This window comes from Ruegeria sp. HKCCD7251, assembly GCF_013031165.1.
Taxonomy (GTDB): domain Bacteria; phylum Pseudomonadota; class Alphaproteobacteria; order Rhodobacterales; family Rhodobacteraceae; genus Ruegeria.
In genome coordinates this window covers 578,910-599,637 of sequence record NZ_WPZC01000001.1, presented here as the reverse complement: position 1 = coordinate 599,637, position 20,728 = coordinate 578,910, and the positions used below count along the sequence as shown (strand labels likewise).

Annotated in this window: 21 protein-coding genes; 11 read left to right on the top strand and 10 right to left on the bottom strand. The window is 57.3% G+C overall.

The features are described 5' to 3' along the window. The first annotated feature begins 150 nt into the window (after positions 1 to 150). The 3 genes from ctaD (at position 151) to GOX75_RS02930 (ending at position 3,283) form a co-directional block, all read left to right on the top strand. Positions 151 to 1,809 (top strand): cytochrome c oxidase subunit I, encoded by a 1,659-nt coding sequence (ctaD, locus tag GOX75_RS02940; protein WP_171121106.1) that lies wholly within the window; start codon positions 151 to 153, stop codon positions 1,807 to 1,809. A gap of 338 nt (positions 1,810 to 2,147) precedes the next feature. Further along, positions 2,148 to 2,747, top strand: coding sequence for a 2-hydroxychromene-2-carboxylate isomerase (locus GOX75_RS02935; RefSeq protein ID WP_171121105.1), 600 nt, complete (start codon positions 2,148 to 2,150; stop codon positions 2,745 to 2,747). Positions 2,748 to 2,791: 44 nt separating this feature from the next. Then, positions 2,792 to 3,283 (top strand): DUF2244 domain-containing protein, encoded by a 492-nt coding sequence (locus tag GOX75_RS02930; protein ID WP_171121104.1) that lies wholly within the window; start codon positions 2,792 to 2,794, stop codon positions 3,281 to 3,283. 23 nt (positions 3,284 to 3,306) lie between these two features. Here GOX75_RS02930 and GOX75_RS02925 read toward each other — a convergent pair whose 3' ends face one another. Next, positions 3,307 to 3,792, bottom strand: a complete 486-nt coding sequence (locus tag GOX75_RS02925) for a GatB/YqeY domain-containing protein (protein ID WP_171121103.1) — start codon at positions 3,790 to 3,792, stop codon at positions 3,307 to 3,309. A gap of 183 nt (positions 3,793 to 3,975) precedes the next feature. Between GOX75_RS02925 and carA the strand changes: the two genes are divergently transcribed. Together carA and GOX75_RS02915 are read left to right on the top strand one after the other, a co-directional pair. Further along, the gene (gene carA / locus GOX75_RS02920) at positions 3,976 to 5,142 is read left to right on the top strand and encodes a glutamine-hydrolyzing carbamoyl-phosphate synthase small subunit (RefSeq protein ID WP_171121102.1); all 1,167 of its coding nucleotides are present in this window, start codon (positions 3,976 to 3,978) and stop codon (positions 5,140 to 5,142) included. A gap of 82 nt (positions 5,143 to 5,224) precedes the next feature. Continuing rightward, positions 5,225 to 7,096, top strand: coding sequence for a glycosyltransferase (locus GOX75_RS02915; protein ID WP_171121101.1), 1,872 nt, complete (start codon positions 5,225 to 5,227; stop codon positions 7,094 to 7,096). Between the two features lie 3 nt (positions 7,097 to 7,099). On the opposite strand, the gene GOX75_RS02910 is transcribed toward GOX75_RS02915, so the two are convergent. Further along, positions 7,100 to 7,747, bottom strand: a complete 648-nt coding sequence (locus GOX75_RS02910) for a GntR family transcriptional regulator (protein ID WP_171121100.1) — start codon at positions 7,745 to 7,747, stop codon at positions 7,100 to 7,102. Positions 7,748 to 7,847: 100 nt separating this feature from the next. Here GOX75_RS02910 and GOX75_RS02905 point away from each other — a divergent pair, with 100 nt between their 5' ends. The 3 genes from GOX75_RS02905 to GOX75_RS02895 all read left to right on the top strand — a co-directional run bounded on the left by GOX75_RS02905 (position 7,848) and on the right by GOX75_RS02895 (position 10,101). Next, positions 7,848 to 8,492, top strand: coding sequence for a pyrimidine 5'-nucleotidase (locus GOX75_RS02905; RefSeq protein WP_171121099.1), 645 nt, complete (start codon positions 7,848 to 7,850; stop codon positions 8,490 to 8,492). An 87-nt stretch (positions 8,493 to 8,579) separates the two neighbouring features. Beyond that, the gene (locus GOX75_RS02900) at positions 8,580 to 8,828 is read left to right on the top strand and encodes a hypothetical protein (protein WP_171121098.1); all 249 of its coding nucleotides are present in this window, start codon (positions 8,580 to 8,582) and stop codon (positions 8,826 to 8,828) included. A gap of 76 nt (positions 8,829 to 8,904) precedes the next feature. Next, a complete protein-coding gene (locus tag GOX75_RS02895) occupies positions 8,905 to 10,101 on the top strand; it encodes a UbiH/UbiF family hydroxylase (RefSeq protein WP_171121097.1) in 1,197 nt (398 codons plus the stop codon). Positions 10,102 to 10,111: 10 nt separating this feature from the next. Here the strand turns inward: GOX75_RS02895 and GOX75_RS02890 are convergent, their stop codons facing one another. Further along, on the bottom strand, positions 10,112 to 11,239 hold the full coding sequence (locus GOX75_RS02890; RefSeq protein WP_171121096.1) for an aminotransferase class V-fold PLP-dependent enzyme: 1,128 nt from the start codon (positions 11,237 to 11,239) through the stop codon (positions 10,112 to 10,114). Between the two features lie 230 nt (positions 11,240 to 11,469). On the opposite strand from GOX75_RS02890, the gene GOX75_RS02885 reads away from it, so the two are divergent. Beyond that, positions 11,470 to 12,171, top strand: coding sequence for a GntR family transcriptional regulator (locus tag GOX75_RS02885; RefSeq protein ID WP_171121095.1), 702 nt, complete (start codon positions 11,470 to 11,472; stop codon positions 12,169 to 12,171). Between the two features lies 1 nt (position 12,172). On the opposite strand, the gene GOX75_RS02880 is transcribed toward GOX75_RS02885, so the two are convergent. Together GOX75_RS02880 and GOX75_RS02875 are read right to left on the bottom strand one after the other, a co-directional pair. Next, positions 12,173 to 12,631 (bottom strand): Lrp/AsnC family transcriptional regulator, encoded by a 459-nt coding sequence (locus GOX75_RS02880; RefSeq protein WP_171121094.1) that lies wholly within the window; start codon positions 12,629 to 12,631, stop codon positions 12,173 to 12,175. Then, a complete protein-coding gene (locus GOX75_RS02875; protein ID WP_171121093.1) occupies positions 12,628 to 13,083 on the bottom strand; it encodes an Lrp/AsnC family transcriptional regulator in 456 nt (151 codons plus the stop codon). The genes GOX75_RS02880 and GOX75_RS02875 overlap by 4 nt, the downstream gene beginning before the upstream one ends. A 132-nt stretch (positions 13,084 to 13,215) precedes the next feature. On the opposite strand from GOX75_RS02875, the gene ilvC reads away from it, so the two are divergent. Both ilvC and GOX75_RS02865 read left to right on the top strand, forming a co-directional pair. Further along, positions 13,216 to 14,238 carry a ketol-acid reductoisomerase gene (gene ilvC / locus GOX75_RS02870; protein ID WP_171121092.1) on the top strand — a complete coding sequence of 341 codons (1,023 nt, stop codon included), beginning with the start codon at positions 13,216 to 13,218 and terminating at the stop codon, positions 14,236 to 14,238. Between the two features lie 66 nt (positions 14,239 to 14,304). After that, the gene (locus tag GOX75_RS02865) at positions 14,305 to 15,207 is read left to right on the top strand and encodes a DMT family transporter (protein WP_171121091.1); all 903 of its coding nucleotides are present in this window, start codon (positions 14,305 to 14,307) and stop codon (positions 15,205 to 15,207) included. On the opposite strand, the gene glmM is transcribed toward GOX75_RS02865, so the two are convergent. From glmM to GOX75_RS02840, 5 genes are all read right to left on the bottom strand, one after another. Next, positions 15,204 to 16,547 carry a phosphoglucosamine mutase gene (gene glmM / locus GOX75_RS02860; protein WP_171121090.1) on the bottom strand — a complete coding sequence of 448 codons (1,344 nt, stop codon included), beginning with the start codon at positions 16,545 to 16,547 and terminating at the stop codon, positions 15,204 to 15,206. The two genes, GOX75_RS02865 and glmM, sit on opposite strands and share 4 nt — an antisense overlap. A gap of 35 nt (positions 16,548 to 16,582) precedes the next feature. Continuing rightward, complete coding sequence (gene folP / locus GOX75_RS02855; RefSeq protein WP_171121089.1) at positions 16,583 to 17,581, bottom strand: dihydropteroate synthase; 999 nt, start codon at positions 17,579 to 17,581, stop codon at positions 16,583 to 16,585. After that, entirely contained in the window at positions 17,578 to 18,498 is a 921-nt protein-coding gene (locus GOX75_RS02850) for a dihydroneopterin aldolase (RefSeq protein WP_171121088.1), read from the bottom strand. The genes folP and GOX75_RS02850 overlap by 4 nt, the downstream gene beginning before the upstream one ends. A gap of 102 nt (positions 18,499 to 18,600) precedes the next feature. Continuing rightward, complete coding sequence (locus GOX75_RS02845; RefSeq protein ID WP_171121087.1) at positions 18,601 to 19,971, bottom strand: multicopper oxidase family protein; 1,371 nt, start codon at positions 19,969 to 19,971, stop codon at positions 18,601 to 18,603. 73 nt (positions 19,972 to 20,044) lie between these two features. After that, positions 20,045 to 20,686 carry a cell wall hydrolase gene (locus tag GOX75_RS02840; protein ID WP_171121086.1) on the bottom strand — a complete coding sequence of 214 codons (642 nt, stop codon included), beginning with the start codon at positions 20,684 to 20,686 and terminating at the stop codon, positions 20,045 to 20,047. Positions 20,687 to 20,728: the final 42 nt, after the last annotated feature.

Here is a 20,728-nt window from a genome sequence, read left to right as displayed (position 1 = left end):
GCTCGTTTCGGGCCCCTGCCCGCGACAATTAATCTTGATCCAGATCAAACTCGACCATTGAAGGCGTCCTCTTCGCATTCTAAAACCAGCAGGAATCCCGCGCGCCGGAGAGGTCCGGCTGCGCGGTAGAATTGTAACAGGAGGCACCTAATGGCAGACGCAGCCATTCATGGTCACGATCATGAAGACCAGCGTGGGTTCTTTACCCGCTGGTTCATGTCGACCAACCACAAGGACATCGGGATTCTGTACCTGATCTTCTCGGCGCTGGCCGGGTTTATCTCGGTGGCGATGACCGTCTATATGCGGCTCGAACTGATGCACCCCGGTGTGCAGTACATGTGCCTCGAAGGGTTCATGGCCGACCCATGTACCCCCAATGGACACCTGTGGAATGTGATGATCACATATCACGGCGTTCTGATGATGTTCTTCGTTGTCATCCCCGCCCTGTTTGGCGGATTTGGCAACTATTTCATGCCGTTGCAGATCGGCGCGCCGGACATGGCGTTCCCGCGGATGAACAACCTGTCGTTCTGGCTGTATGTTGCTGGTACCTCGCTGGGCGTGGCCTCGTTGCTGAGCCCCGGTGGCAATGACCAGCTCGGTTCAGGCGTTGGCTGGGTGCTTTACCCGCCGCTGTCCACGACCGAAGGCGGCATGTCCATGGACCTTGCAATCTTTGCCGTACACGTATCGGGCGCCTCCTCGATCCTCGGCGCGATCAACATGATCACCACGTTCCTGAACATGCGTGCCCCGGGCATGACCCTGTTCAAGGTGCCGCTGTTCAGTTGGTCGATCTTCATCACCTCGTGGCTGATTCTTCTGTCGCTGCCGGTTCTGGCAGGCGCGATCACCATGCTGCTGATGGACCGCAACTTTGGCTTCACCTTCTTTGATCCAGCCGGTGGCGGTGACCCGATCCTGTATCAGCACATCCTGTGGTTCTTCGGCCACCCGGAAGTGTACATCGTTATCCTGCCCGGATTCGGCATCATCAGCCACGTGATCGCCACCTTCTCGCGTAAGCCGATCTTCGGTTACCTGCCGATGGTCTGGGCGATCATTGCGATCGGTGTTCTGGGCTTCGTCGTCTGGGCGCACCACATGTACACCGTTGGCATGTCGCTGCGTCAGCAGGCCTACTTTATGCTGGCAACGATGGTCATCGCGGTTCCAACCGGCGTTAAGGTCTTCTCATGGATTGCAACCATGTGGGGCGGCTCGATTGAGTTCAAGACGCCGATGCTGTTCGCCTTCGGCTTCCTATTCCTGTTCACCGTTGGCGGTGTGACCGGTGTTGTTCTTTCTCAGGCCGGTATCGACCGTGCTTATCACGACACCTACTACGTCGTGGCACACTTCCACTACGTGATGAGCCTGGGCGCCGTCTTTGCGATCTTCGCGGGCGTATACTTCTACTTCTCGAAGATGACGGGTCGCCAGTACTCGGAATTCTGGGGCAAGGTTCACTTCTGGCTGTTCTTCATCGGCGCCAACCTGACCTTCTTCCCGCAGCACTTCCTGGGCCGTCAGGGGATGCCGCGTCGGTATATCGACTACCCCGAGGCATTCGCTCAGTGGAACTTTGTCTCGTCGATTGGTGCGTTCATCTCGTTCGCTTCGTTCCTGCTGTTCTTCGGCATCGTGATCTACGCCCTGCTGCGCGGCGCTAAAGAAACACGCCCTAACCCGTGGAACGAATACGCAGACACGCTGGAATGGACCCTGCCCACCCCGCCGCCCGAACACACGTTCGAGCAGCTTCCAAAGCAGGAAGACTGGGACAAAGGCCACGCGCACTGATCCCTTCCATTAAGGAACAAAGAAAGCCCCGCCTCGTGCGGGGCTTTTTCATTACCCGTCGGTAACGCGCGTTGGACAGTTGCTCCGAGACTCCCAAAAAGATCGCAATTTGAAGTTCATGATGTTTCAGAAGATTGGCGGACCTTCACATCAGTCCACCATGTGCAGAACGTTGCTATCGACATGCGTCAGGCAATCGGTGAGCGAGGTCATGCCCATGGGACGCATAAATAGCACCCTGTACTGGCCATTGTGGAAAGTCGCCAAACGGCAGAGATCGAAAAAATCCAAAAATTAGGCTATTATGGAAACTGAAACTCTGAGATCGGGGTGATCTAATGCCCGAAATTGATTTTTGGTATTCCATTGGCAGTACGTACAGCTTCTTGACGATCATGCGCCTGGATGACTGGTGCGCTGAGAATGATGTCGCAGTTGCGTGGCGCCCTTTCAATGTCCGAAGCGTCATGTCCGAACAGAAGAACATCCCATTTGCTGGTAAGCCTGTTAAGTCGGCGTATATGTGGCGCGATATCGAGCGGCGAGCTGCCAAGTATCATATCCACGCCCGTCTGCCTGCGCCCTATCCAATTTCTGACCTCGAACTTGCCAATCAGGTCGCCTTGATGGGAATACAGGATGGATGGGGCAAGAGCTTTACACAAAACCTCTACCGGATCTGGTTCGAAGACGGCATCGAAGCTGGCAGCGAGGCGGCAATTTCCGAGGCTCTTTTACGGTGCCAGCAAGACCCTCGTCTGACTCTGGCACGTGCCCGCAGCCCTGATGCGGTTTCAGCACTGGAATTCGAAACTGACCGCGCCTCCCGTCTTGGCGTATTCGGCGCGCCCAGCCTTGTCGTGCGGGGCGAGGTTTTCTGGGGCGACGACCGGCTGGACGACGCCTTGTCATGGTCGCGCGTAGGTCACGTTGTGTGATCATTTGGCGTCGACTTTGCATTGCAAGACGTTATTTTTTGACCATGCCCTACCGGTGGAATCAAACCTCTGGATCGAATCTGGAACTGCGCCTGTGGCCGCATAACTCACTGCCGCCAAAATGGGCTATGCGTGTTGTTCTGGCTGTCTTTTTGTTCGGCCTCATCCCCATGATGGCAGTTCTGGGTTCCGTGCTGTTATGGGGTTTGCTGCCATTCCTGCTGCTGACAGTGGTCGGATTGTGGTTGGCGATACAGTCGAACTATCGTTCCCGCAGCGTTTTTGAGGTATTCACTCTGACAGGTACGCAGGCCCGGCTTGTCCATCACCATCCCGGCCGAGGGTCACAGGAATGGACCTGCAACCGATACTGGGCGCGCACTGAGATGCACAAGCATGGCGGCCCCGTACCCAACTATGTCACGCTGAAGGGCGACGGGCGCGAAGTGGAAATCGGGTCTTTCCTGACCGAAGAAGAACGGATCGCCCTGTATGACGATCTGACAGAGAAACTGCGCGACCCGGCCGCGCAGTAACGTCGTGTTTGAGGCGAAAGCGGTCAGCAGCCGCCGCTTGCAGCCGCGCAGAGCTGATCTTTGACCATCGGTCCCACTTTGCCGAAATCCATTTGGCCAGTGTAGCGCGACTTCAGCTCGCCCATCACTTTGCCCATATCCCGAATCGAACCAGCGCCTGTTGACGAGATTGCCGTCTGGATGGCCTGAGAGACCTCATCTTCATCCAGTTGTTTGGGCAAAAATTCCTCGATAACTTCGACTTCGCGAAGCTCACGCTCGGCAAGGTCCAACCGCCCGCCCTCTTCATAGGCGCGCGCGCTTTCCTTGCGCTGTTTGGTCATTTTGCCAAGGATTTCAAGAACCTCGGCATCGCCGCAGCCCTTCGCCTCTTCGTTGTCAGAGGCACGTGACGCGATGTCACGATCCTTGATCGCGGCATTAATCAGCCGCAGCGTCGACAGACGCTCGGCCTCCTTATCTTTCATTGCCTGCTTCAGGGCTGAGTTCACCCTTGATCGCATATCCATATGATCTGTCCATCCCCATGGAAAAGGAACCACGACCATATCTAAACAAAAAGCGTGATACAACAGGGAAGAAATATGGCTAACCTATTGATTTTTAACAATAGCACAAAATTTGAACAGACTTGACCCAAGCGCCCAAGCCCCTTAGGTATGCGCCGATTTACCCTGCAAGAGAGTCGCCCCATGTCGCAGAACGCCCCGACCAAGCCCACCGCATGTCTGGCATTGGCCGACGGAACATTGTTCTACGGGATGGGCTTTGGCGCCACCGGGCAGACCGTGGCCGAACTGTGCTTTAACACCGCCATGACCGGCTATCAGGAAATCATGACGGACCCGTCCTATGCCGGTCAGATTGTCACCTTCACCTTCCCCCATATCGGCAATGTCGGGGTGAACCCCGAAGATGACGAAACCGCTGACCCTGTTGCAGCCGGGATGGTGGTCAAATGGAACCCGACCGAGCCATCAAACTGGCGCGCGGCGGAAGAACTGAAAACCTGGCTGGCCCGTCGCGGACGTATTGCTATTGGCGGCGTGGACACCCGCCGCCTGACCCGCGCGATCCGTCAGCAGGGAGCGCCGCATGTCGCGCTGGCTCATGACCCTGAGGGGAATTTCGATATCGAGGCTCTGGTGGCGGCCGCACGCGAGTTTGCCGGACTGGAAGGCATGGATCTGGCAAAGGAAGTGACCTGCGCCCAGAGCTATCGGTGGGACGAGATGCGTTGGGCCTGGCCCGATGGCTACGCCCGTCAGGACGCCCCTGTGCACAAGGTTGTGGCCCTGGACTTCGGTGCCAAGCGCAACATCCTGCGCTGCCTGGCCACCGCAGGATGCGACGTCACAGTTTTGCCGGCCACGGCAACAGCAGCCGAAGTCCTTGCGCACGAACCCGACGGGGTGTTCCTGTCGAACGGTCCGGGCGATCCTGCGGCGACCGGCGAATACGCCGTGCCGATGATCAAAGAGGTGCTAGAGACCACCGACCTGCCCGTCTTTGGGATCTGCCTCGGTCATCAGATGCTGGCCTTGGCGCTGGGTGGTCAGACCGTCAAGATGAACCACGGCCACCACGGAGCAAACCACCCGGTCAAGGACCTGGATACTGGCAAGGTCGAGATTACCTCGATGAACCACGGATTTGCTGTCGACGCGCAATCACTGCCCGAAGGTGTCGTGGAAACCCATCGCTCGCTGTTTGACGGGTCGAACTGCGGTATTCGTATGAAAGATCGCCCTGTTTACTCGGTGCAATACCACCCCGAGGCATCACCTGGTCCACAGGACAGTTTCTACCTGTTCGAGCGGTTCGCCGAGGCGATGGCGAACCAAAAAGCAAAGGTATAACGGCTGCTTTAGTTAGAATTAACCCGCTGTTAACCTTAATATAACAACCCTGACACCGGTTTTACGTGTCAGGGTTTTTTTTATGGTTGAACTGAACCTGCAACACTTTGCGCAGGCGGCGCCTATTCCTGTGCAGGTCAGAAAACCTTTGGGCATCTACCTGCTTGAGAGTGGCCTGATTACCCAGGCGCAGTTGGAAAAAGCGCTGGATCTCAGATCCCGGCAGGACGTGCCACTGGGCGAGATTCTTGTGGCTGAAGGCTGGGTCAACCGCCGCGACGTGATGAACGCGCTTGCTGACCAAAACCATCTTCAATTTGCTGATCTGATCGCATCCCCGCCTTCTCTTGAGCTTTGCCAGATAAAACCCGTTCGCTTCTGGCTTGAACATAACGCGATCCCTTGGAAACAGGTGGGCCCATTCCTTTTGGTGGCGACTGCCAAGCCGGATTGCTTTGAAACAGTTCGAGCGCACTTGGACAAAGTCGGCCTTACTGTCCTGCCCGTCCTTGCGGCGACAGATGATATCGACGGCACGATTGCCGCTACGTTTTCGCCCCAACTGGCAGCGGATGCCGAGACCCGAGTGGATGCAAAGCATAGCTGTCGATCCTGGGCACGTCGCGCACGGATCAAACCACTTGCAGCCCTGATCGCTGTGGTGGCGATTTTCGCAGCGTTACCAAAAATTGGACTGATGTTCTTCGTGACACTCGCGGTCTGCTCACTGATCTTGTTTTTTGCACTACGGTTAAGCGGCTTGCTGAGTTTTCTGCACCAGAGGTTTCAGACCCCCAAAAGCGCCCCGAAACCCTTGCCGCAGCCCCTTCCCCGTGTGTCGATCATGGTGCCTCTGTACAAGGAAGAAGAAATAGCAGACGCCCTGATACGACGGTTGCAACGCCTGACATATCCCAAGGCCTTATTGGACGTCATTTTGGTTCTTGAGGCATCCGACGATGTCACACGCGCGGCGCTTGCGCATGTCGACCTGCCGTCTTGGATCAGGTCCGTCGAAGTTCCGGCATCAAGCGGGCTGACAACGAAACCCCGGGCAATGAACTATGCACTCGATTTTTGCAGGGGCGACATTCTGGGTGTCTGGGACGCCGAGGATGCTCCACAGCCCGATCAGGTCGAACGTGTGGTCACGCATTTCGCGAATGCAGACGATAGCGTCGTCTGTCTGCAAGGGGGACTGGACTATTACAACCCGCGCACCAACTGGAGGTCGCGCTGTTTTACAATCGAATACAATAGCTGGTTCCGCATTCTGTTGCAGGGTATCGCGCGCTTGGGTCTTGTGGTTCCGCTGGGCGGGACAACCTTCTTTTTCCGCCGGAAAAAGCTTTTGGAATTGGGCGGATGGGACGCCCACAATGTCACTGAAGACGCAGATCTGGGTGTACGGTTAAGCCGCGCGGGTTACAGAACCGAGATGGTCGACACCACCACCTTTGAAGAGGCTAATTTCCGCGCTTGGCCTTGGGTGAAACAGCGTTCGCGCTGGCTAAAGGGTTTCATGGTCACCTATCTCGTTCACATGCGTGACCCCGTCCAGCTTTGGAACGACCTCGGAGCCTTGAAGTTTCTAGGCTTTCAAGCGTTCTTTCTTGGAACGGTAGGGCAATTTCTGTTGGCACCCGCTCTTTGGGTGTTCTGGCTGACTGCGCTGGGGATGCTTAACCCGATGGAGGCACTGCTGCCGCGTTGGGCGCTGTTTTCGTTATTTGCCCTCTTCCTTGCCGCAGAACTCACAAACCTTTTCGCCGGAGTCCTGTCGGTCTGGGCGCGGGAAAGAAGGTTTCTTGTACCTTGGGTGCCAACTATGCCCTTGTACTTTCCGCTTGGGGTTGTCGCAGCTTACAAAGCGTTGTGGGAATTGATCGGAAACCCATTCTTCTGGGACAAAACCCAACACGGGCAAGCCTTCGAAGAGATTCAGCCAGAATAAACGTCAGTTTTCGCGGCGCACTGCATCCTGTTTCAGACGCGTCATGAAGGCGACGGAAATATGCTCTTTGAGCGCGCGGGCGGCAGCGGCTTCGTCACGGGCAGCGATGGCCTCGACAATGCCTTTATGTTCGCTCTGGGCGATCTCGCCTCGGCCCTGCACCGCCAAAGAAGTGGTTGCCATCAAAGCCATCGTTCGATGCACCAAATCCAATTGCTGAACCAAATAGCGGTTGTGCGAAGCCAGGTGGATCTGTTCGTGGAAACGGCGGTTGGCACGGGACAAAGCGGTCGGGTCATCGACCAATGCATCGTCGGCGGCAACCATATCCTGAAGCACCTTGATCTCTTCTTCGGTCGCGTGTTTCGCCGCCAGACTCGCGGCCAATCCCTCTAGCTCACGACGCACCACATAAAGCTCGGCCATCTGGTTGTGATCCAGCGAGGCCACGATCAGCGACCGCCCGTCCCGCTCTAGCAGAGACTGGGTCTCAAGTCTCTGCAACGCTTCGCGAATGGGGGTGCGCGATACGCCGAACCGCTCGGCCAGTTCGCTCTCGACAAGCCGATCACCGGGTTTGTAGACGCCCACGTCAATCGCTTCGAGTATCAGGCTGTAGGCGTCCTTGTTGGACTGTTTGGACTGGGGCATGGGATGGTTCGTCTCCTCGTTCGGACCTGTGTATCCGCCTCAGACCCCCGCAATCAAGTCCGGCATTGAAAACCGGGACATGGCGGCCTAAACCCAAGTCATGGTCAAACCTGCATTTGCTCACGTCACCCAATGGGTGTTCGACCTCGACAACACGCTTTATCCGCCGCATATGCGCCTGTTCGATCAGATCGAGGTGCTGATGACGGACTACGTGGTTCAGGCCATCGGCGTCGACCGGGCCGAGGCAGATCGGCTTAGGTCGCATTACTGGCGCGAATACGGCACCACTCTGGCCGGGCTGATGGCCGAGCACGACCTTGACCCGGACCCATATCTTCAGGCCGTTCATCAGGTCGACATGAGCCATATGGACCCGGACGCCGATCTGGCCGATCACATCCGTGCCCTGCCGGGCCGCCGGATCGTCTATACGAACGGCAGCGCTCCTTATGCCGAACGCGTATTGCAGGCGCGTGGCCTGAGCGGATTGTTCGATGCGATTTACGGCATCGAGCACGCAGAGTATCGCCCAAAGCCGCAGAAAGCCGCGTTCGAAGCAATCTTTGAGCGCGACGGAATTGACGCAGAAAAAGCCGCGATGTTCGAAGATGACCCGCGCAATCTGGCTGCCCCGCACGAGATGGGGATGCGGACGGTCCACGTCGCACCCGAGCCGCACGAGGCCGATCATATCCACCATCATACCGACGACCTAACGTCATTTCTGTCCCGCCTGCGGTAGGCTGTCACACTACGACTTTCCGCGTATTTCGCAGACGCAGCATCGCCCCTATATGCGCCTCAGCGACGAATAGAAACGGAGACACCCATGACCGCGATCGAGGCCCCTCGGCGTCTGCCAATCTGGCAGCGTCTGTTGTTTGCAATTCCCCTGTTTGGCTGGATGGCCAAAGACGTTGCCCATGGCGAGGCCGAGGATTGGGGCTATGCCGCACTTGCGATCTTCAGCATGTGGGGCTGTTCGACCCTGTTGTTCGGTCTGCCGGGCCTTTACATCCCCGCCGTGATGATGGTGCCGGTGATGTTCCTGATCCTTTTGCTGATTACCCGAGGTTAAGACACGGGACAGGATGTCACTTGGCACGCGCCTTGGAACCGCACTAGGGTCTGCCTAAGATACGGAGACCAAGGCCATGACTGAAAGCTGTGACATCCTGATTTCTGGTGGCGGGATTGCCGGTTTGACTGCTGCGGCAGCCTTTGGGACAGCCGGGTTTGACGTCGTGTGCGTCGACCCTGCCCCACCAGTTACCGAACGCGATGTCGACGGCTCGGACATGCGGACCACGGCGTTTTTGCAACCTGCGCGAGGCTTGCTAGAACAATGTGGGCTGTGGGAAAAGCTGGCCCCGCATGCCGCCCCTCTTCAGATCATGCGTATCGTGGATGCAGGCGGTGATGTGCCTGAACCACGTGTGGTGCGGGACTTTGACGCCTCCGACATTTCGGATCAGCCCTTTGGCTGGAACCTGCCGAACTGGTTGCTTCGGCGCGAAATGGTGAACCGTCTGGCTGAACTTCCGAATGTCGATTTCCGCCCGGGGACCGGAACCGCCAGCCTGTTCACCCGCACCGCCCACGCCCGCGTCGGACTGAGTGATGGCAGCCGTGTTTCTTGCAAACTTGTTGTGGCTGCCGATGGGCGCGATTCCCCGATGCGCGAAGCTGCTGGAATTTCTGTGCAAACGACGCGCTACGGGCAAAAGGCGCTGGCCTTTGCAGTAACGCACCCAATCCCACACGACAATGTCTCGACCGAGATTCACCGGTCCGGTGGCCCATTCACTCTGGTCCCTCTACCGGACTGGCAGGGTCAGCCTTCTTCCGCGGTTGTGTGGATGGAACGTGGACCGCGCGCGGTCGAGTTGCTGAACACCGAGCCGCAAGCGTTTGAGGCCGCCATGACCGAACGCTCTTGCGGGTTGTTCGGCCCGGTGAAACTTGCCTCGCAGCGAACCATCTGGCCGATCGTCAGCCAGTCGGCTGAACGTCTGTCCGGGGAACGGATCGCATTGATGGCCGAGGCTGCGCATGTCGTTCCGCCCATTGGCGCGCAGGGTCTGAATATGTCACTGGGTGATCTTCGCAGCCTGCTGGACCTTGCCGCTGAACGGCCCGAGGGCCTTGGTGACGTGCAAATGCTGGATGCCTATCACAAAGCCCGACACACCGAGATCGCGATGAGGGTCAAAGGCATCGACCTTCTTAACCGCGCCTCGATGATCGAAACGCGGGCGTTGCGTGATGCTCGGGCGATGGGGCTGAACGCCCTCTATTCGCTGCCGACGGTGCGAAAGACACTGATGCAGATGGGCCTTGGCGTTCGGTGAATGCCGACGCTCAAAGAACCTGATCCAAGACGCGTTTCAACCGTGCGATGGTCCTGTCTACGTCATACAACTTATCCAGTCCGAACAGACCCAGCCGGAATGTGCTGAACCCTTCCGGTTCATCGCATTGAAGGGGCACACCAGCCGCGATCTGCATGCCCAGAGCGGCGAATTTCTTGCCGTTTTGCACGTCCGGGTCTGACGTATAGCTTACCACCACCCCGGGTGCGCCAAAGCCATCGGCCGCGACAGAGATCACGCCATTTTCCTTCAACATCGCGCGGACACCGTCACCCAGCGCCCATTGCGCGCGGCGTAGCTTGTCAAATCCATAGTCGCGGGTTTCAACCATCGTGTCACGAAAGGCGCGTAAAGCATCCGTCGGCATCGTCGCGTGATACGCGTGGCCACCGTTTTCGTATGCCGCCATGATCTGACGCCATTTTTTCAAGTCTATCGCAAAGCTGTCTGAGGTGGTTTCTTCCAAGCGCGCCTCTGCGCGCTCGGACAACATAACCAAACCGGCGCAGGGCGACGCGCTCCACCCTTTCTGAGGGGCCGAGATCAGAACATCGACACCTGTAGCCTTCATGTCGACCCACGCGCATCCCGACGCGATGCAATCCAGCACCATCAGCGCACCAACCTCATGAGCGGCTCTAGCCATTTTTGTCACGTAGTCGTCGGGCAGAATGACACCCGCCGACGTTTCCACGTGCGGGGCGAACACCACATCCGGGCGCTGATCTTGTATGGTCGCAACGACATCTTCGATTGGAGCTGGTTCGAAAGGCGAAGGGCTGGAGTTCCCGACCTGCCGCGCCTTGAGCACCGTTGTCGAGGCCGTCAGACCGCCGGTTTCTATGATCTGGCTCCAACGATAAGAGAACCATCCGTTGCGAACGACCAGAACATTTCGATTCCGGGCAAACTGACGCGCGACGGATTCCATGCCATAGGTGCCGCCTCCGGGGATAACCGCGACGCCGTCCGCGTTGTAGACGTCTTTTAGCATCGCCGAAATGTCCCGCATGACCTGCTGAAACTGTACCGACATGTGATTCAGAGAACGGTCCGTAAAGACGACCGAAAATTCTTCAAGCCCATTTGGGTCAACGGTATCCAATAGTGCTGGCATGACACGTCCTTTCACTTTGCATTGCCGGCCCCAAATACGGGCACTTGGTGGCAAGTGATACCTGCCGAACGCAATTGACGTCAGGGAAGCCCATAAGTTCAATAGAAAACTTGATTTTTTTGGCGAAAAACACCCCAAAATGTGACGCCAAACAGTGTCAACGCCCCTTTACACCGATGCGTGTTTCTGACCAGATACACTCACTTTATGGAAGAAAGGTAATTCGGGTCGTGACGGCGCAAAAACGGATCAGTTTTCAGGTTGTTCGGGACGAGGTTAAAAGGCGAATCGAAACTCGAATTTGGCCACAGGGATCCTTGCTGCCGACGGAAACGCAACTCGCTGAAGAGTTCAATTGCGCGCGCGCAACCGTGAACCGGGCCTTGCGAGAATTGGCTGAACAAGGCTTTGTCGAGCGAAAGCGTAAAAGTGGTACGCGCGTCAAAAAAGAGCCCAGCAAACATGCAAAGTTGGAATTTTCGCTGGCACGTCAGTCGGTTGAAAGCCAAAACTCTACCTACCGGTATTCCCTGGTCGAACGGAACGTGGTTGCAAGTCCGGGTTGGCTTGCATCACAGCTTAGCGTTTCGCCGGACGTGCAGGTGCTGCACGTGATTTGCATGCATTACGCCGACAATCGCCCCTTCCAACTGGAAGAACGCTGGATCAACATAGATGCCGTCCCAGAAGTTGAGCACGCCGATCTGAACGCACATGGCCCGCATGAGTGGCTGTTGAATGCAGCACCTTTCACCGAGGCCGAGGTCGCATTCTGCGCGGTGTCTGCGGATGGTCGTCTGGCTGAATTCATGGGGACTACAGCCGGGGCATCCATGATTCAACTTGAACGCACCACATGGAAGAACGGTCAGCCCATGACCTTTGCGCGGATGACCCATCATCCGGGGTACCGCATCCGCACAAAATACTGATTTAGCCGATTGGTCCGGGCAATCGCTCTTCGCTGAGAAGAACATTGGCTTCGACATCTCCGGCTCCGGGCAAGGTCATGATTCGCCGTCGCAGGACACGCTCAAAGTCAGCAAGGTCGCGTGCAACGACCCGCAACCGATAGTCATACAGCCCTAGTACGTGCTCGACGGTTTGCACTTCGGGGATTGCGCTGACGGCGCGTTCAAAGTCCTCAAGGCTCACCTGCCCCTTGCGGGCCAGTTTGACGCCAAGAAAGACCGTCACGCCAAAACCCAAGGCTTCGGCGTTCAAACGCAAGCGGCGACCCTTTATCACCCCTGCATCTTCCAGTCGCCGAATACGGCGCCAGGTAGCGGGTTGCGACAGTCCCAACTTGCGCCCCAATGCCCCTGCGCTTTGCGATGCCTCCTGCACCAAAGCGCGCAGGATATTAAGGTCGATCTCATCCAACTCGATCATACTGGAAGAGCCACTTCGCTTTTGACGCGCGCGATGTGCATCAGGGCCTCGATATCCGCGATATGCGGCAGAGTCAGAATCTGATCCCGATAGAGTTTCTGATAATGGGACATATCCCGCGCCAATATCGACAACCGAACATCCACACGGCCCAGAAAGGTTTGAATCTCTATCACCTCGGGCACCTGACGGGCGGCCGCTGTAAACTCGTCAAACGCGCGGGGTTGCGTTTTATCCAGCGTGACCCGAAGCGATACCTCTACGGCATACCCCAGCGCGGCCCAGTCGATGATGGCCTCCTGCCCTTCGATCACGCCGGCTTCCTGCATCTTTTCAATGCGACGCCAACACAGGCTTGCGCTGATACGACTGCGCTCGGCCAGTTCCGCGGTCGACAATGTGGGATCAGATTGAAAATGGCGCAGGATTCGCCGATCGACGTCATCGAGCATGATTTTTTCCAATTACGGCAACTGAGAGAATAATTTCTCACAATCCATACAGAATAACAAGGAAAACGCTATCGCCATCCCGAAAGATCGCAAGTAGAACCGTCGCCAAGTTAAACAGAAAGGACCAGCGACATGCGCGTCTATTACGATCGCGATTGCGATATCAACCTGATCAAAGACAAGAAAGTGGCCATCCTGGGCTATGGTAGCCAAGGCCATGCCCACGCACTGAACCTGCGTGACTCGGGCGCAAAGAACCTTGTCGTTGCGCTGCGCGAAGGCTCGGCCTCGGCCAAGAAAGCCGAAGCCGAAGGTCTGACCGTGATGGGCATCGCCGAAGCAGCCGCATGGTGTGACTTGATCATGTTCACCATGCCCGATGAACTGCAGGCCGAAACCTACAAGAAATATGTACATGACAACATCAAGCCCGGTTCGGCCATCGCCTTTGCCCACGGCCTGAACGTGCATTTCGGCCTGATTGAGCCGAAAGAAGGCGTCGACGTCATCATGATGGCCCCCAAAGGCCCCGGCCACACCGTTCGTGGCGAATATGTCAAAGGCGGCGGCGTACCCTGTCTAGTTGCCGTCGATAAGGACGAAACCGGCAAGGCGCTGGAAATTGGCCTGTCGTATTGCTCGGCCATCGGTGGCGGCCGCTCGGGCATCATCGAAACCAACTTCCGTGAAGAATGCGAAACCGACCTGTTCGGTGAGCAGGCCGTTCTGTGCGGCGGTCTGGTCGAACTGATCCGCTGCGGCTTTGAAACGCTGGTCGAGGCAGGTTACGCGCCTGAAATGGCCTATTTCGAGTGTCTGCACGAAGTGAAGCTGATCGTGGACCTGATCTATGAAGGCGGCATCGCCAACATGGACTACTCGATCTCGAACACGGCTGAGTACGGCCAGTACGTCACCGGCCCGCGTATCCTGAAATACGACGAGACCAAAGCGCGCATGAAAGAGGTTCTGAACGACATTCAGCAGGGTAAATTCGTTCGTGACTTCATGCTGGAAAACGCCGTTGGCCAGCCGACTATCAAAGCGTCGCGCCGTGCCAATGACGAGCACATGATCGAGGAAACCGGTGCCAAGCTGCGCGCCATGATGCCCTGGATCTCGGCTGGTAAAATGGTCGACAAAGAAAAGAACTGATCCTTTTGGGATAGTGCGAAAGGGCGGCCCACGGGTCGCCCTTTTTGTCCGGGCCGGAGGGTGTAAATGGTCAATCAACCCACATCCCGCGACTGGAGCGGTGTATTCTCTCTGGGCCTGATCTGGGGCGGCACATTCATGGTCGTCGCCATGGCGCTTGAAGGGTACGGACCGATCACAGTCGCGACCGCGCGCACCACTTTGGGTGCGGTGACGTTGCTGGGGCTTATGGCCGTCACAAAACGTCGGATGCCGGGATTTTCTGCGGCACTGTGGTGGTCGATTGTGATCATCGGCATCCTGTCCTCGGCCCTGCCCTTCCTGTTGTTGAGCTGGGGGCAGCAATTTGTACCATCAGCTTTTGCAGGCCTGTCGATGGCCGCAATTCCGCTGATGGTTCTGCCGCTGGCGCATTTCTTCTCGGATGAGCCTCTGAATGCGCGCCGCCTTGTGGGTGTATGTCTTGGATTTTCCGGCGCGCTGGTGCTGATCGGACCGGGATTGGCGCAGATCGGGCAAGGCACGGAACCTCTGGCCCAACTGGCCTGCGTCAGCGCCGCTCTTTGCTACGCCTGCGCATCCATCTTCACACGACGGTGCCCACCGATTGACCCCGTGGTTCTGGCCGCCCTGACCCTGTTGGTTGGCGCGATCATCTTGCTTCCCATCATGTTGATGACCGAAGGGTTGCCGGCATGGGAAGGTACTCGACCAAGCCTAGCCATCATTGCACTTGGCCTCGTGCCAACGGCGCTTGCCACATTGCTGCGCGTTTCGATCATCCGCAGCGCAGGATCGGTTTTTCTGACGCTGGTGAATTACCAGGTCCCAATCTGGTCAATGGTTTTTGGCGCATGGATTTTGTCCGAAGCGTTGCCACTTCGGTTCTTCGTCGCCCTTGCCATGATCCTGACCGGCTTGGCGATCAGCCAATGGTTTAGCCTGCGCAGGATGCTGTTCGGTTATTAACCGGTAACAGCCTCGACTTCGGCCACGATACCGTCGACGACCTGACCCAACAAGGCATCGTCCTCGCATTCTGCCATGACACGGATCAGCGGCTCGGTCCCAGACTTGCGAATAAGAAGACGCCCCTGCCCGTTCAAACGCGCCTCGGCATCCGCGATTGCGGCCTGAACGCTTGCGGATTCCAACGGCGTCTGCCCGTCTGCATAACGCACGTTCTTCAACAACTGAGGCACGGTTTCGAACTGCGCCGAAAGCTCGGACGCCTTGCGGCCAGAATGGACCATCTCGGCCAGGAAATGCAGCCCCGCCATAAGACCATCGCCGGTCGTCGCAAAATCGCTCATGACGATATGGCCGGATTGCTCGCCACCCAGATTGAACCCGCCTTCACGCATCCGCTCAACCACATAACGGTCGCCGACCGCCGTTCGCTCCAGCCGCAGCCCCTGAGCGATGAGATACCGCTCCAACCCAAGGTTTGACATGACCGTAGCAACCAAAGCGCCGCCATTAAGCCTGTCGGCCTTGGCCCACGAGGTTGCCAGCAATGCCATCAACTGATCACCGTCGGCCACTTGTCCGTGTTCGTCGATCATGACGACGCGATCCGCATCACCGTCAAGGCAAATCCCAACGTCTGCACCATGCGCCACAACCGTTTCTGCGGCCAGTTGCGGCTTGGTTGAACCACAGTTCAAATTGATGTTCTTGCCGTTGGGCGCAACGCCAACGGGAACAACCTCGGCCCCCAGTTCCCAAAGAACCTCGGGCGCGGTCCGGTGCGCGGCACCGTTTGCACAGTCCACCACGACCTTCAACCCGTCCAGTCGTAAATCGCGGGACAATGACGACTTGATACGCTCACCATAGCGGAAACGCGCATCGTCAACCCTCCGCGCACGCCCGATATTCTGCGCTTGGGCTGGGCGCACACCTTCTTCGATTAGTTTCTCAATCTCGATCTCGGCCTGATCGGACAGCTTGTACCCGTCAGGACCAAAGAACTTAATTCCGTTATCTTCCGCCGGATTGTGACTCGCTGAGATCATGACCCCCAAATCAGCACGCATTGATCGGGTCATCAGACCCACCGCCGGAGTCGGCACCGGCCCAAGCAAAAGCACGTTCATACCTGTCGACGTCAAACCGGCCGTCAAAGCACTTTCCAGCATATAGCCTGACAGACGCGTATCCTTACCGATTACCACCCGGTGTGCTCCGGATTGACTACGGCGGAAATACCGCCCAACCGCCGCACCGATGCGAAGGGCCATCTCAGCCGTTATCGGATGCGTGTTCGCGGTGCCCCGCACCCCGTCGGTTCCGAACAGCTTGCGCATAGATGTCACTCCGTAAATTCTTGCCTGTAGATGGCTTACCGGACGGCAGCCCAAAGACGCAAGGCTTGAGCCGTCTCAGCTACGTCATGTACCCGCAGGATCTGCACCCCTTGTGCCAGACCTGCCAACCCGACTGCAATCGACCCCGGCGCACGGGCATCCTTGCGCATCTCTTTGCCGATCTGGCCGATAAAGCCCTTGCGCGATACACCCAATAGAATCGGACAGCCCAACCCGTGAAACAGGCTGAGGTTCTGGAGCAGAGTCAGGTTATGGGCCTCGGATTTGCCAAAGCCAATCCCCGGATCGACCAGGACCTTGCTGCGGTCCAGCCCCAGCCGCTCCAGATAATTCACTTGGCCGTCTAGAAAATCATACACATCCAGCAGAACGTCATCATAAGTGGGATTATCCTGCATCGTGGCCGGATCACCCTGCATATGCATAATGCAGACCGGCGCACCAACCTCGGCACAAAACGGCGCCAGTTGCGGATCAAAAGTGAAGCCCGAGACATCATTGATCAGCCCCGCGCCCGCCTTCCACGCGGCCTTTGCAACCGAAGATTTGCGCGTATCTATGGAAATGAGCGCATTCGTTTCAGCCCGAATTGCCCTGATCAGCGGTTCGGTCCGCGCGATTTCTTCGGCTTCAGGCACAAAAGAGGCACCGGGCCGTGTGGATTCACCGCCGATGTCCAGAATGCTTGCATCATGGTCAACCATAGCCCGCGCAGCCGCCTGTGCCGCATGGACCGAGTTGTGAAGCCCACCGTCCGAAAAACTGTCGGGCGTGGCGTTCAAGATACCCATGATCTGAGGGCGGTCCATCGCCAGACCAGCAACCGGCTGGCGTGGTCTCGTCAAGCGATCCAAGTCCTGATCCGGTACTTCGCCTACCGGAAGAACCACAGGGGCATCCACGCGGCTAAGCCGCTCTACGTGAGAAAACCAAAGCTGCTGCCCAGCCAAGGCTACTGCCCCATCGGGACGAGCCGGGCCATGCTGAACCAAAGGGCGGTAGTATTCTGTCACAGTCGCGCCTGATCCACGGGTACTGCACGCAACGGGGTTTTCGGCGCTTCGGGCAAGCCCCCACCGATCACCATCATCTCGCTGGCCTCAAAAGTCGCGGCGAACCATGCGGCCAATGCAACTGCATCAGAAGGAGCAGCAGACGGTCCATCCACTGCGTCTAGAACAATCTTGGACGGTGCCCATACGCAAATCTGGCCGTTCTTCATCGCCCAATCCAGTTCCGTTCGGGTCGACACAACGACGCAGCGATGATCCCGCGCGGCCAGCACCCAAGCATTTTGTTCGATGGCCAGCAGGTCAATCCGACGCTGTGTCATCGCGTGCCCTGTTTGCGGAACCGCCATATCTGCGGACCCGACACACAGGATCAGCGGGCGTTTACGGTTCTCCAACTGATCAATCCAACCGGTCAGATTGTCGGACGCAATGGCCTCGTTCGACAAGAATACCAGTCGCGGGTGCGGGCGCTCTTCCTCGACCAGATCATGATGGGCCATATCCCGGCCACGCACGATCTCAACGCCCAAGGCACCTGGGCCGCGATCCAATTTTTCTATTCTTACAAAAGCCCTTACAGCCTGAGGCTCAAACAAAATCCGTTCCGCAATCCGGTCGGCCAGAGTTTCCAGCAGGTTTAGACGCTCGGCGGCCAGTTCATATGCGATTGCTTCTGTCACCCGGTCATAGGACAAAATCCGGTCAACATCATCGTCGATAGGATCGGTCAGCGGGCGCACTTCAACAACTATGTTAAAGCAGATGCGCTGCGTCGTACCGCGCTCCGCCTGAAATGCGCCGATCTCAACTTCGACAATATGGTCGCGCAGAGAAATGCGATCCAACGGCCCCAGAGTGGCAGTTGCCTCGGACCGCTCAGAGGGGTGCGCAAAGGCAAGACGGATTTCGGAACTCATGCAGCGAACCTTTTCGGGCTTTTGGGACGGGCTTACCCAAATTAAACGATGCGGGCGCGTATAACACCGCAACAAACGCCTTTCTAGTCGTCGAATGCGGCGTCAGGTGACGCGGAACCAGCTCATCATACCCGAAGCAGCATGTCCCAGCATATGACAATGCAACAGCCAGTCGCCCGGATTATCCGCCACAAGTGCGATTTGACGGGTTTGCCCACGCTCAACCAAAACAGTATCGCGCCATGGGCCCAAGGTCCCGTCCTGAAGGATCAGGCGAAAATGGTGACCGTGTAAGTGCATCGCGTGTGGAAACGCAGTCTCGTTGACGAACTCGATCCTATGGGTCGTCCCCTTTTGGACATCCAAAAACGGCTCTGCCGGTCGCTCGGCATTGCCGTTCAATGCCCAAAACCGCCCGAGCTGAGCCAGTTCCTGCCCCGAAAGCTCTGTCTCTCCGATCCTTGCCGTGTCCAGCCAACGCATCGCGCCTCCCTGCATCTCCATTCGATGCAGAGGAGTATCCTCAACCAAGACCTCAGGCATTTGGTTCGGGGCCAATGGCGTAATTCCGGCTCGAGCAGGTTTCGACGGGCCGGAAACGCCGAACCGAACCAGCCCATAGCTACCGTCCCTTTCAAAACTCACGAGGTTCGCAGTACCAAAAGGTTCTGCCCGGACATCCACGATCAGGTCTACCCTTTGCGCCGGTGCCAGGGGAAATCTGTCGCTGACCTCTAGCGGACCCTCTAAGGGCATACCGTCAAGTGCAACGATCCAACCGGTCAGGCCGTCCAGCCCGAGATCAAATATCCTGGCATTGGACGCGTTAATCAGTCGTAAACGCAACCTCTCGCCGCCGCCCACCGAATAGTCAGGATCAAACCGCCCATTGACGGAAACAAGGTTTCCCAACCGTCCCGCATGGCTCAGGTCATGACCATTCCCAAAATCGTCCATGATTTGCGCGGTTTCAGGGTCCAGTCGCCAATCATCCAACACCAATGTCAGATCGCGATCGACATCCGGCGCGACCGCCTCTTCAACGATCAGCGGCCCGTAAAGCCCCCGCGCAACCTGCTCCATCGAGCGATTATGCGCGTGATACCAATATGTTCCGGCATCTGGGACCTCGAAGTCATAGTCAAAGGAAGACCCCGGTTGAACAACGTCCTGAGTCAGACCCGGTACACCGTCCATTGCGTTGTCGATGCGAATCCCGTGCCAGTGCACGGTTGTCGGCTGCGGAAGAGTGTTCGACAATCTTCGTTGGACGCGCGCACCCTGAGACACCCGGATTTCCGAACCGGGCACCTGACCGCCATAGGTCCAGACGCGCGTCTCAGAAAACCCTTCCGGGGCAATCTGTTGCAAAGCTTCCTGAGCCACAAGCGCAGGGTATGAAGCCCACCCAAAGCTGGGCAAAACGACCGCCGCAGCAGTCGTTTGCATGAATTGTCTGCGGTTCAAATTCATTACGGGCCTCCCGGCCCGCAACATAAGGCAAAAAACATCCCGCGCCAGCAAGCTTCCAGCGCGGGTGCGTCAGTTAGTTGCTCGCCGTCCGATAGTTGTGACGGTAGAAAATGTGCACGCCAATGCGTGCCGTTTCCTTGTACACACGCGACCAGGACGGGCGAACCGCAGTGGTGTGGTAATGCGTGGCACCTTCGGTCATTTCACCGACAACACCGTCAATGGCCGCCCGCGCGACTTTCGACACACGCTCGTAGGCCTTCTTCTCGTGGATCACTTCCTTGCGCCCATCACAGGTATAAGTGAACTGGCATTGGTACTTTTTGCCTGTCCCCTGCTTGATCACACCGCACAGCGAATCTGGAAACCGGCTGCTTTCGACACGGTTCAGAATAACTTCGGCCACAGCAAACTGGCCGCGAACGCTTTCGCCACGGGCCTCAAAGTACAGCGCCTCGGCCAAACACTTGAAATGTTCATCCCCCGCAGCCGCAGGCTGTTCGTCCAGCCATGACTTCGAGTAAGACATTTTTTGTGGTTCAACCGTTTTTCGCGGTTTGAACAAACTCAGATATTCACGGAAATTCTGACCGGGCAATTCGCTCCGCGTCACAAGTTCACGCTTGGCAGTATCAGTGGTTTCCCTCTCAGCGACGGAAACACTCGGCAGCACGGTTGCTGCCAATGTGGCAACAGCCAGTATGTATCGTAGCATCAGATAACCTCGCACAGGCACATTCCGCGCCAAACCCTCCCC